The sequence below is a fragment of the Deltaproteobacteria bacterium genome (assembly GCA_016210005.1).
GTDB lineage: Bacteria > Desulfobacterota > Binatia > HRBIN30 > JACQVA1 > JACQVA1.
Genome location: JACQVA010000216.1, coordinates 43,255 through 55,438 on the forward strand (window position 1 = coordinate 43,255; position 12,184 = coordinate 55,438).

11 protein-coding genes are annotated in these 12,184 nt (G+C 65.4%); 1 reads left to right on the top strand and 10 read right to left on the bottom strand.

Going from position 1 to position 12,184, the window contains the following annotated elements:
- Nucleotides 1-8 precede the first annotated feature (8 nt).
- The 7 genes from HY699_21005 to HY699_21035 form a co-directional block, all read right to left on the bottom strand.
- Nucleotides 9-1,196, bottom strand: a complete 1,188-nt coding sequence (locus HY699_21005; protein MBI4518286.1) for a sulfotransferase — start codon at nucleotides 1,194-1,196, stop codon at nucleotides 9-11.
- A 33-nt stretch (nucleotides 1,197-1,229) separates the two neighbouring features.
- The gene (locus tag HY699_21010) at nucleotides 1,230-2,261 is read right to left on the bottom strand and encodes a respiratory nitrate reductase subunit beta (GenBank protein MBI4518287.1); all 1,032 of its coding nucleotides are present in this window, start codon (nucleotides 2,259-2,261) and stop codon (nucleotides 1,230-1,232) included.
- Between the two features lie 41 nt (nucleotides 2,262-2,302).
- A complete protein-coding gene (locus HY699_21015) occupies nucleotides 2,303-5,101 on the bottom strand; it encodes a molybdopterin-dependent oxidoreductase (protein ID MBI4518288.1) in 2,799 nt (932 codons plus the stop codon).
- A gap of 122 nt (nucleotides 5,102-5,223) precedes the next feature.
- Nucleotides 5,224-7,629 carry a penicillin acylase family protein gene (locus HY699_21020; GenBank protein MBI4518289.1) on the bottom strand — a complete coding sequence of 802 codons (2,406 nt, stop codon included), beginning with the start codon at nucleotides 7,627-7,629 and terminating at the stop codon, nucleotides 5,224-5,226.
- A 19-nt stretch (nucleotides 7,630-7,648) separates the two neighbouring features.
- Nucleotides 7,649-7,915, bottom strand: a complete 267-nt coding sequence (locus HY699_21025; protein MBI4518290.1) for a hypothetical protein — start codon at nucleotides 7,913-7,915, stop codon at nucleotides 7,649-7,651.
- 7 nt (nucleotides 7,916-7,922) lie between these two features.
- Complete coding sequence (locus HY699_21030) at nucleotides 7,923-8,180, bottom strand: hypothetical protein (GenBank protein MBI4518291.1); 258 nt, start codon at nucleotides 8,178-8,180, stop codon at nucleotides 7,923-7,925.
- Between the two features lies 1 nt (nucleotide 8,181).
- On the bottom strand, nucleotides 8,182-8,571 hold the full coding sequence (locus HY699_21035) for a hypothetical protein (protein MBI4518292.1): 390 nt from the start codon (nucleotides 8,569-8,571) through the stop codon (nucleotides 8,182-8,184).
- Nucleotides 8,572-8,638: 67 nt separating this feature from the next.
- Between HY699_21035 and HY699_21040 the strand changes: the two genes are divergently transcribed.
- The gene (locus HY699_21040) at nucleotides 8,639-8,863 is read left to right on the top strand and encodes a hypothetical protein (GenBank protein MBI4518293.1); all 225 of its coding nucleotides are present in this window, start codon (nucleotides 8,639-8,641) and stop codon (nucleotides 8,861-8,863) included.
- 99 nt (nucleotides 8,864-8,962) lie between these two features.
- On the opposite strand, the gene HY699_21045 is transcribed toward HY699_21040, so the two are convergent.
- The 3 genes from HY699_21045 to HY699_21055 form a co-directional block, all read right to left on the bottom strand.
- Nucleotides 8,963-9,817, bottom strand: coding sequence for a MaoC family dehydratase N-terminal domain-containing protein (locus HY699_21045; GenBank protein MBI4518294.1), 855 nt, complete (start codon nucleotides 9,815-9,817; stop codon nucleotides 8,963-8,965).
- Nucleotides 9,818-9,940: 123 nt separating this feature from the next.
- Entirely contained in the window at nucleotides 9,941-11,104 is a 1,164-nt protein-coding gene (locus tag HY699_21050; protein MBI4518295.1) for an acetyl-CoA acetyltransferase, read from the bottom strand.
- A 311-nt stretch (nucleotides 11,105-11,415) separates the two neighbouring features.
- A complete protein-coding gene (locus HY699_21055; protein MBI4518296.1) occupies nucleotides 11,416-11,805 on the bottom strand; it encodes a hypothetical protein in 390 nt (129 codons plus the stop codon).
- Nucleotides 11,806-12,184: the final 379 nt, after the last annotated feature.

Sequence of the window (12,184 nt, forward strand, 5' to 3'; positions counted from 1 at the left end):
GGCGGCGCTCAACTGCCGATGTAGCGCTGGCGATAGTCGGCGAACTCACGCCGGATTTCGGCTTCGGTGAATCCGAACTTCTCCAGCGAGTACTCGTGCGGAGCGCGCTTGTCGCGGCGGTTCTCCTCCACCCACCACTGCATCTCCTTGACCACCTCGGCCGTGAGTTTGCGCTCGAGGAAGTCGTAGATGCGGCCGACCTCGGCGATCGGGTCGCGCACCACTGCCCGGTAGTCAACGTCGATGAAAGGAGCGTGCGTCATCGGGTCGCGCACCTGCATGCAGTGATGCAGCGCGCGGCTCCAGTGCTCGAGACAGTACCGGCCCACCACCAGCGGGTCGACGTCGTCGCAAGCCAGCTGCCACAGCGAGTAGTACATGCTGGTGATCGACGGGATGGTCTGGAGCGGGTCGCGGTGAGTCTGGATGACGCGGGCGTCGGGGAAGACCTTGAACAGGTACTCGACGAAGCCGAGGTGGTGGGGTGTCTTGAGCACCCATTGCCGCCCGACTCTGCCGGCTTGGCGCTTCTGCCACTGGAGAAATTGCAGCATGAGCTTGAGGTACTCGTAAGCGCCGGTGTTGTCCTGCTGCTTGGACCAGGAATCATAGGTTGGCACATGGGCCATCGATCCCGGCACGGTGCTGTAGAAGGAGTGCTCCAAGAGCAGGATCTCCTCGTCGGGTCCTTCGGGGTCCCAGGGATGGATGGCGGCCAGCGCGGGCACGGCCTCGAGAATGGCGCGCACTTGCTGGTGGGCGGCGGCGATGCGCGGGTCGGGCTCGCCCCACTTGCTGCCGGGGAACGGCGCCGGATTGCGGTTCTCCCACCAGGCCACGGCGTTGGTGTTGGGGTCGCACGACAGCAGGCGGTGCAGCATGGTGGTGCCGGTCCGGGCCAGACCGACGATGACGAAAGGAGCGCGGATTTCTTCGTCGCGAATCTCGGGATGGCGTTCGAGGTGCTCCTCCAAGCGGAAGCGGTTGACCAGCAGATCGACGATCCGCGCGCGCATCGAGAATCGGCCGGCGGCGTTGAGGTGCGCTTCCTCTACCAGTGAGCGCAGCAGTACGCGCATGGGGGCGAGGAACGAATCGTCAGTCCAGCGCGCGCGGCTCGCTTGACGCAACGCCTCGTCGAGAATGGCTTGCTCGTCCAAGCCGATGGTTGCGCCCGCTGTATCTGTCTGTGACATCGTGTCCTCCGTGCGCCCGCCGGCGCTCCTGGCTCAACTCCAGCGAATTTCGGCGGGGTCGCGGTCGTAAGGCTTGAACATGTCCTTCCACCAGTAGGCAATCAAGGTGTCGAGCAGCTCCGATTTGCCGCCTTCTCGCACCTTCCTCATCTCGCCTTGCAGCGTCGCCAAAGCGCGGCGCACCTGGGAGCCGAACAGTTTTTCGAGATACTCGGTCGGAATCCGTGGGGTGCCTTCATCGAAGTTCCCGTCCCTATCCAGCGGGGCTGGGCCGATGGGCGGGATGTAGTACACGTTCGGGCCGGTGCCGTACTCGGGATGCAGTGGCAGCGCCACTTCCCATTTGCCCACCAACCTGGCCACCGGACCGTCCGCGTCATCGAGCATGCCGAACCACACCGCCCGGCCGGGGCACTGGCGGGCACAGGCCGGCGCCACCATCTGTTCCACGCGCGGGAAGCACATGATGCAGTGCTGGCTGACCTTGGTGACGTGGTTGAAATAGATTTTCTTGTACGGGCAGGCCGCCGCGCAGGCCTGGTGCCCGCGACAGCGGGTTTCGTCACGCAGCACGATGCCGTCTTCGGCGCGTTTGTACATCGCGCCCTCGGGACAGACCTCGACGCAGGCCGGCTTGGTGCAGTGATTGCACAGCCGCGGCATATAGAAGGAGTACGAGTTGGGGAACTCGCCCGCGCCCTGATCCTCTTCCCAATTCGGACCCCACTTCGGCTCCTCGCCCAGCTGGTGCAAGAAGGTGTCGCGGCCCTTGCCGCCGAACATCGCCTCCTCGTGGTTGAACTTCCAGCCGCCGCCCCACTGCTCGCGTTCGGGCACGCGCCCCGGCGCCAGCTGGCCGTCTTTGTAACCGCCGCCCATGCTTTCCCAATCGCGCGGGTGCCCGCGCCCGGGCAGGGTGTTCACGGTGCACCACCACTGGTACTCCATGCCCTCGTCGCGGGTCCAGAGCATCTTGCAGGCGACCGAGCAGGTCTGGCAGCCCATGCACTTGTTGAGATCGAATACCATCGCCGCTTGCCGGGCGGAGTTGCTGCTTGTGGTCATCGTTGGTCTCGCTTACTTCCGAGCGCGCCGGGTGGGCTTGCCTACGCGATCTTGCTCACGTCGACGCGGGTGGCGCGATCGACGTGCGTCGGCTGCCACATGAACGGCCAGTAACGCAGGTGGCCGTAGCCGCCGACGAGGTGGAGCCACTTCACCATGGCGCCCTCGACGTCGCTCGGCCCGCGCAGGCCGCGGAACTGCACCGGATCCCAGCCGGTGTAGCAGATCACTTGTCCCGGCTGCACTGACGGTGACAGCTTGACCCGCACCAAGAAGGCGCCCATGTCGTTGTGCACCCGCACCTCCTCGTTGTCGGCCACGCCGCGGGCCGCGGCATCGTGCGGGCTCATCACCAGATGGGGCCGGCCGCGGTGGGTTTCGAGCATCACCTGGTTGACGATGTTGGTGCTGTGCACGCTCCAGCGGTTGTGGCCGCTGGTGAGCAGCAGCGGGTAGTTGCCGCCCATCTTGGGCGGGTCCTTGTGACACGGCAACGCCTCGCCGGCTTCGAGGAACCACTCGTGGTCGATGTAGAACTGCGCCCGGCGGGTCAGTGTCGGGTAGGGGACTTTCTTCTCGAGGTGGTTGCGTAGGGGTGACATCGTCTCGTCGGGCTTGATGTCGGTCTGATAGCTGAGCGCGTTGGGGAACATGCCGAAGTCGGTGAAGCGCACCGCGCCCTGCTGGCGCAGGCTCTCGATGGTGGTACCCTGCGGCACCACACCCATCATGGCGCTGGTCTGCACGCCCTCGGCCGTGATCACGGCCTCGTCCACCATCGTGCCACCGCCGGTGAAGGTGTCCTCGAGCGTTGCCAGGGTGACGCTCTGGCCGTGACTGTTGGTGTACTCCGTCATACCGCGGGCCTGAGCGCGCTCGCCCAGCTGGCGGCAGAGCTGGCGGAAGATTTGCCACTCCGGCAGTGACTCGCCGCCCGGTTCCACCGCTTTGTCCAGCGGAGTGAGAAAGAGGGTGGCGGCGTAGCCGTTGGCGTGTGGCCGTTCGTAGTTCTGCGCCGCCGGCAACACGTAGTCGGAGAACAGCCCGGTGGCGGTCATCTTGACGTCGATGCTGACGATGGTCTTGAGCTTGGGCCAGAGGTGCGTCAGGAACATGCTCTGGCCGCCGCGGGTGCGCCGCAGCAGGTTGCCGCCGCATTCGATCATCACCCGCGGCGGCTGGTCGGCGCGCGGAACGTCGACGCCGTTCCACCAACCTTTGTCCATGGCCTCGCGGAAGTAGTCATCGAACTCGCGCCGCATGCTGGGGTCGTTCCAGTCGCGGCGATTCCAGAGTTCGCGGAAGCCGCAGTGGTGGTACCACCACCAGGCCACCGGCACGTAGGTGCCCGTCATCGCGCTGCGCATCTGCATGACGTCGATCATGGCGATCTCGTCGGTTTTGCTCGGGTCGTCGGCCTTGATGCCCTCGACCGTGGCGCGCAGCATCATCAGGATCTGTTCCGCCTCTTCGATGCCGCTCTTGGTGCGGGGTTCGTTGAGGTGCATGCCGGTGGACGGGCCGGTGTTCCAGTAATCGGGCCCGGCGCCCTTCTTGCCCCAGTTGCCGGTGAGCGCCAGCAGCAGATACATCGAGCGGCCCATCAGGTCGCCGTGATAGAACTTGCCCGTGCCCAGGCCTTCGTGCACGCGGGTTTTCTTGCGGGCCACCTTGCGCGCCAGCGTGCGGATGACCTCGGGGTTAACGCCGCACATGGCCGCTGCCTTCTCCGGGGTGTAGTCGCGCAGCCGGTCCTGGAGCAGCGAGAAGACAGGGCTGACCTGCACCTGCGCGCCGCTTTTCAAGGTGGCGGTGTAGGTGCCGTCCAGCGCCGGGTCGAGTTCACCGAGCGCCAGGTTGCCGCGGGCTGCCTCCACGATCCGTCCCGAGCGCGCATCGTAGCAATAGAACTGGTCGTCGCGCCCGCCGTCGTTGAGGTCGGAAGCGCGCAAGAACCTGTGGTCGTCGAGCCGCACCAGCAGCGGCAGATCGGTCTGTTCTTGCACGAAGGTGCGGTTCAGCAAGCCTTCGTCGATGACCACCTGGCTCATGCCGAGGCAGAGGGCGGCATCGCTGCCGACTTTGACCGGTACGTGGTAGTCGGTGTGCATCGCCGAGGGGTTGACGTCGGGGGCGATGATCACCACTTCGGCGCCCTTGTAACGCGCCTCCGTCAGGTAGTGGTAGACCGGGATGCGCGTGTACGCCGGGTTGCAATGCCAGATGAAGATCAATTCGGCGTGAACGTGATCATCGGAACTGGGAGTGATGTACTTGCCCCAGGTGAGGTGCATGCCGGGCACGCAGTCGCCGATGTCGGAGTCGAAGTCGCCCAGCGGGATGCCGGTGACCGAGCAGAAGCGGCGCTGGGCCATCATGCCCCAGGCCAGCGCATTGGCGCCGTTGGGTGAGAAGACGGCTTCCGGGCCGACTTCTTGGATGGCGTCGAGGATGCCGTCGGCGATTTCCGATAATGCTTGGTCCCACGAGACCCGCTGCCACTTGCCCTCGCCGCGTTCTCCGGCGCGCTTGAGCGGGTAGAGCACGCGCTCCTTGGCGGTCAAGAACTGATGCCAGCATGAGCCCTTCTGGCAGCCGAGCGGGTTGAAGTCGGGCACGCCCTCTTCGACCCGCGGCAGGTTGCCGGCCTGCTCCTCGAACATGATCTTGCCGTCTTTGAGGAAGACCCAATACGGGCAAGAGCCGACGGTGGGGTAGCAATCGACGGCGTGGCTGCTGTTGACGACCTTGTCCCACTTCCACTTGCCCCGGTAGGTATCTTCGGAGCCGCGGGCAGCCGCTGATTTCCCTGCCTGCTGGCGTTGCGCGGTGGTAGCCATTGATACTCCTGCGTAGACAAACGTCCGTTTGGCCGGCGCGCGCTTGTAGTCCATCGCCCCAGGAGCAGTCAAGCTGAAGATCGCGCCACGCAATTCTGGCGGGCATGATCCACCCAGCCCGATCATCCTGGCCGCTTGGTTTCCCCGATGATCACTCGCTCCACTGGGTTCGGCACCTCATCCGGGTTCCACAACGCGGAGCGGAAATACTCGTAGCGGGACCACGGCACGGTCAGATTGGCGAAGAACGGCGAGCTGATGTCGCCGCTTGGACCGGAGGAGTGCGCGAAAAGCGCCTCCTCAGGTTTGGCGAGATCGCAGATGAAGCGACTGCTGGCGCCGACGAAGGCGCGCAGTCCGTTACTGGCCGGAATCGGGACGCACGGGCTGACGGTGTACAGATCGCCCGGGAACGGTGCGTCGAGCGCGAGAAAGTAGCTGCCGATCAGCGGCAGCTCCGCGAGGATCGTGCCGAGGCGAATGCGCTGGAACTGATCCCAGCGCCACCGCTCCGGTTGTGCGCCGCACTGCTTTACAACACGCGTGACCGCTGCCTCGAAGGCCTCGCCTGCCAGCGCCGCGAACGACTTGCCGCTGGCCCGCTCGAGGTCCGGATGCAGCGGATCGCTGCGGTCGCGCAACAGCTGCTGCACCCGCAGCACGGCGCGCCGGCCATTGAGATAGCGGCGGCCGGTCTCTTTGCCGAGCAACGGCGCGAACACCCGCCGCGCCAATTCCTGCTGCGTAAATGCCAGCAGCGGCGCGGCGGCCGAGTCGCACGTGAAGTCGCCGTTCCATGCCGCGAGCACGCGATAGGCATGCCCGACCGCGTCGGAGCGTTCGGCGAAGGCGGAGCAAAGCCCGAGCAGCGCATCGCGCAGCGGCACGCCGTAATCGGAGCCCAGATCACGCTGCAGGGCCGCGAACGTCTCGCATGAGTGGGCGGCGTTGCCCGCCAGGAACGACTCGATGCGCAGCTGTCGATGACGTGGCTCGACATGCACCCGCGTCGTGGCGATGCGGAATTTGTCCGGATCAACGATGGAGTTGGCCGAGGCCACGAAGCCGCGGGCGGGGTTGAGCATCTTCGGCATCTGCGCAAACGGCACGAAGCCGTCCCACTGCGCTGCCGGATCATGCGCGTCGCGCACGAACAGCCCGTCTCCTTGCCGGCGCGGCAGCCGGCCGAAGGGCTCCCAACCGATGTGGCCGTCCTTGTGGCCGTATACATGGTTGAAGTCGAACGGCCCGTCGTTGATGCGCGCCAGGGCGTGCTGGTGTTCCTCGACCGTCTTCGACTCGGCCAAGGCGAGGTAGCCGTCAAAATACGCGGCAAGATCCGACGGCACCACGCGCAGCGCCAGATCGGCGCCGTCATGATGCGTCCAGCCGGGATAGATGATGCCGTGCTCGCACTGCTCCCATTCGATGGTGATAGCGCGGCCGAACCGTGCGCGCTGGGCCTCGCGGTGCTTGGTGATGGCGCCGGTGCCACTGACGGTCCGATAGCGGCTGGCATCGCCGGGCAGCCGCTGGACGCGATAGAGGTCCCAGCCGTCGCGGTACGCGGTGGTGCAACCCCAGGCGAGGTAGCCGTTGTGCCCGAAGCCGAAGATCGGACAGCCGAGCATCATGCCGCCCTGGACGCGATAGCGCGGGCAATCGAGGTGGGCGTGGTACCAGAACGTCGGCAGCGGCAGCAGCGGTACGTGCGGATCGTTGGCGACGATCGGGGCGCCGGAGGCCGAGCGCTCGGCGCTCACCGCCCAGTTATTGCTGCCACCGGCGGTGAGATGCAGCGGCGGCTCGGGCTCCGGGCCCGGCACCACCGGATAGCTCGCCGGCACATTCTCCCACGGCGCCTCAGGATAGAAGCGCCGGGCGGCATCATCGCCGAGCTGGCCGCGTACCGCGTCGAAGATCAGCTCGACATCGAGCGGCGCCAGCGCGATGGCGAAGGCGCAGGCGCGCGCGGCGAGCAGGGCGTCGCTCGGGCGCCACGGGCGCACCGCGCCGAGCAGCAAGTACTCCGGCGGATAGACGCCACGCATGGCATGCAACGCGGCATTGATGCCGGCGGCAAACCCCTCCAGGCACTGCCGGCCGCGCTCGCCGAGGCGCTCGTAGTCGCGCTCGCACTGGGGCTCGAATCCGAGCGGCTGGATGAAGGCGTCGAGATCACCGACGCGCTTGCCGGCAAACATCTCGCTGTCTTTCGGCACCGCGATATTGCCCACCAGCTCGCAGAGCCGGCCGGCGCCGAAGTGGCGCACTATATCGAGCAGCACGAAGCGGTCGGCGGCCTGGAGAAAACCGAGCGCTGCGAACAGATCGGGTTCCTGCTCGGCGTAGATGTGCGGAACACCGTTGGCGTCGCGGATAATCTCGACGCGGCCGCGCAGCGGCGGAAAGTGCTGCGCCGCGAGTGCTGGAACCGTGCCCGCATTTCGCGCGCCGGCGAGCGCACGCACGGTGCGCGCCAGCATTGCCACCCGGCGCTTGCGCGGCAACCGATATTGGGAAAGCACCGGTTCGAACCTGCCGCCCTCAGCGCGCTGACCGGCCGCTCCGGTTCTTGTCCCAGACGGCAGCAAGGATCAGGCAGAAACCCAGCAGACGAATCAAATACGGGACCGGCGCACCTTCGCTGGCGTCGGCGCCGAACGACAAGGCTACCCGACCCAGGGCCAGCACCCAGAAGGCAAGGGCAAAGATGAGGAACAGCCGGTCGGCGGTCTCTTTCCAGAAGCGCAGAAAGAACAATCCCACCACCGCCCATGCCATCGCGGTTGCTCCGAACATGAACAAGTTCATACGCGCCTCACCTGACATCCCAGATCAAGCCGTAAAGCAGGATCGCAGAGGCAGCCAGTGCCATAGCGTGGCGCAGGTGGCTGAGGTCAGCCTCGGGAATTACCACCAGGTCGATGAAAACCAGCAGGTTGTTCAGCGTCAAACCCGCGAAGCACAGCCCGCTCCACAACAGCAGCCGCGAGCCACCGCTGAAGTAGCCGCGCAGTAGCAGCCAGGCGCAAACGCAGGCCGTGAGGGCGCACAAGGCGTACACCAACGGGGCCATCTCACTTCTCCTTTCTGACCACGAACGCATCGGCAAAGCGTTGCACGGCAGGTGGGCTCTTGGCGTGGATCAGGTTGGTAACCTCGACCAGCTGGTCCCTGTACGCCGCGTCGAGAAGATCCGCCGCCCGCGCCAGCCTTTCGTCTTCCGGGCGGTAGCGATAGCGGGGGCTCGGCCGTGCCGAGGCGGTCAGAAACCCCCGCGTGCTCAGCTCGGCCAGCACGGTCATAGCGACGCTGGCGGCGATGTAGAGTCGTTCTGCCACCGCGCCGGCGTCCCATTCCCGCGCCGGGTCGCTGCGCAGCAACAGCAAGGCTTCCAACTGAGCCACCGAATCGATGTGCGCAGCAATCACCCGCCGGACGTCCTCGGGAATCGCATCAGTGCCCATGCAACCTCCGACCGAGACAGCGCGTAGGATACGCCTTCCTCAAAAGCCCGTCCATAACCTAAAATCCTTGGGCCTGCTTTCGGGTGAGCGGCCCTGGACCAAGCTCTATCTGGCCGATCTCTTCGAAGCCAAGTGGACCAAGCTGCCGGCGGCGAGCGGCGGCGTTAAGCTCGATTTCGTGCGCTGGGTAGCGGGCAAGTCGCGGATCGCCGCCGCCATCGTCGGCCGCGCCCGGCACGGGTTTCCGCTTGCGCTGGACCTCCGGGCGACGCCCGTGGCGGAGATGGAGTGAGGCACGCGGCCGGTCAACACGCGTACGGCGGGCGGCACACGCGCGCCGGCGGAGGTCGGCTCGTGGCCCGCATGAGCACAATCGCGATTGCTTGGTCGTTTACGCACGCAGTTCGATCGCCGCGTTGCTGAGCACCGGAGTGTCGCGCTCCTTGGTCTTCGCGTCCACCAGCAGCCGGCCGCCTTCCCGCCACACCGACGTCACGATCGTTTCGCCCGGAAACACCACGCCCGCGAAGCGCACCTGGTAGCGGGCGACCTTAGTGACATCGCCGTCGAGAACGTGGTCGACAACCGCCTTGCACACGACGCCGAAGGTCGACAGCCCGTGCAGGATCGGCTTGTCAAAGCCGCCCATCGCGGCGAACTGCGGATCCGCGTGCAACGGGTTCTTGTCACCCGAGAGGCGGTAGATCAGGGCCTGGTTGGGCATCGTCTTGCTCTCCGCGGTGACATCGGGAGCGCGCTCGGGGGCCTGGTTGCCTGCCGGCGGACCGGATTCGCCGCCGAACCCGCCCTCGCCGCGGGCGTAGATGCCGAAGCGGTTCGTGAACAACGGGCCGTCCTTATCGCCCGACACCGTTTCCACGATGATCAGCGCAGCCTTGCCCTTATCCCAGATGTGCGCGACGCGGCGCTGGGTTTCCACCGCGCCGGCAACCGGAATCGGCCGGTGGATGACCAGGTCCTGCTCGCCGTGCAGCACCATCATGAAGTTGATCTCAACCCCCGGCATCTCGCCAAGCCCGGAGAGCGCACCGAAGACCGGGATCACGCCGTAACTGGGAAGCACCTTGAGATTTCTCTCGTAGGTGTACTCGAGCTCCTTCTCATCGGTGGGCTTCTCGAAGCCCGCCCCGAGGCCGAGGTGGTAGAGTACGATGTCGTCCGGCCCCCACTCTGCACGCTGAGCGGGAAACTTCGCGGCGAGCGCCCTGCTTGGATCGATAGGCATAGTGTCCTCCACAGCGCGGGCTTTGCCCGCGGTCCAAAGTCGAAAGTCTCAACCCCAAAGCCAAATTACCAATCTGATTTCATTGCGTCACGCAAGAGTCATTCCCGGGGACGGCGGCTAGCGCTATTGCGGCAGCCCCAAGATGGTAACGGCACAGACCGAGCCTGGTCCTCCCAGATTGTGCGCCAGCCCGAGGCGCGCGTTTTTCACCTGTGCCCCATCGGCCCGGCCTTGGAGCTGTTTGGTGATCTCGCAGAGCATGCGGCAGCCGGTGGCGCCGATGGGATGACCGAAGCACTTCAAGCCGCCGCTGGCGTTGACGGCGATCTTCCCGCCCACATCCGCATGCCCTTCGCGCACGAACTTCGCGGCCTGGCCGCGCTCGCAGAAGCCGAGGTCCTGGATGTTGAGCAGTTCGGTGATGGTGAAGCAGTCGTGCACCTCGGCCAGGTCGATCTCCGCGACCGGGTTCTTGATCCCTGCCTCCGCGTACGCCAACTTCGCCGAGGCCTGCGTTGCCGGAAAACCCAACCAGTCGAAGGACGCCCGATACATCGGCAGAAAGGCGTGCATGGTCAGCGCGTTTGCCTTGGTGAGGGCGTAATCGTGCTTGTGCTTGCTCTTCTTGGCGATCTCCGGCCGAGTGATCACCACCGCGGCGGCGCCGTCGGACATGGCGCAGCTGTCGAAGCGCCCCAGGGGCCAGGCGATCATCGGTGCGTTCAGGGCCGTATCCAGGCTGATGGCCCGCCGGAAGTGCGCCTTCGGGTGATGGGCGCCGTTCTTGTGATTCTTGACCGCGACTTGCGCTAGGTCCTCCCGCGTCCAGCCGTACTCGTGGAAGCAGCGCGTGGCGGTCAGGGCGAACATAGCCGGAGCGCTGGCGCCGCGCATCACCGGATGCCCCATGTCTACCGGCAGGCCGGAACCGCCGACATCCATGAGCTTCTCGACTCCACAGGCGAGCACGACATCGTAGACTCCGGATGCGACCGCAAAGCAGGCGTTGCGGAAGGCATCCATGCCCGAGGCACAGAAGTTCTCCACGCGTGTGGTGGGCTTGCCGAACAGCTTGAGAGGTTCGGCGGCGACGCTACCGCTCAGGCCGGTGAAGTCGTAGAGGTTGCCCACCCAGGTCGCCTCGATGTCGTCCGGGGTAACCCCGGCGTCATCCATCGCCTCGAACGCGGCCTCCACGATCAGGTCTTCCGCGTCCTTCTCCCAGAGCTCGCCGAACTTGGTGCAGCCGACACCGATGATGGCCGTCTTGTCCTTGATGCTTCCCATGAGATTCTCCTCTTGCGCCTCGGCTGAACTTGCTCAGCGCTATGCGCGTAACGACATAAGCAATTCCGCTTTTCCTCCTCCAGCACGAATACCACGAAACTCACGAAGATGATGGGAAACCCTTGTCGTCGCCTGGAGCGGCTCGGCCTGTGCTATCCTGCTACCCCTGGAAATCATCGAAGCCGAGTTCGAGAACGGTGTACTTCGTCCCATGCGCCCCAGTGGGGGTCTTGGGCAGTGGACGTCACAGCACGAGCGCTCCGACCGGATGCTCCGGTCCCAACGGAAGTAGCTGCAGCGTCTTGATCCCATTACTCCCTCCTCGTGAGGGGCGCGGTCTCTGGGTCCTTCGACCCGCCGACAATATCGCCGGTCTCGATGTCCTCGACCCAAGCGGGGTATTGAGAAGGCGCTCCAGGAATATCGACAGCGCGCCCGTCGACGCGATAGCGATGTCCCGGCTGGCCCGTGAACTCGACCAGCCGCACTTGCACGGGCCGAGTGATGCTCGCAAAAGATGAGCCCGGGCCGAGAAAGAGATGGTTGACCCAGTATGCGGTAGTAACCGCATGAGGCCCGGGAAGAACCGCCCACTCGTCGGCGGACGGGTCCACGGAGTGACCGTCGACGGAGATGACGGTGATACGTGTGGTGCGGTTGTAGACGACCCATATCTTGCGGTGGGTCGATCCCGAAAGCACGGCCACCTGCTGATTTGGTAGTGCAGGACCGTCATACAGTTGCACTCTATGCGTGGAACACGCGGCTACGATGAAGGCGATGAACAGAAGTGGCAAAGTGGCGCGAGCATGTGTCATGAGACACTCCGGTGGTGGTGTCTAACGCCCTGCGCGGCCAGACCGCGCCCTCGACCAGCGCCTCGACAGGCGACCCTCATCCGGCGAAGTGAACATGACGGGGCTACCCAGCCCAGCTGTTCCGTGTCCTTCCGGTGAGCATGCATGCGCGCTGACGTCGCGTTCGACTAACCTCCCCGGCCATCTCGACGAGAGGAGGATGGTCGAATGGCAAGGGAGAACAGCGCAACGCAGGGACTGGCACGACTGAGTGAGCTGCGGC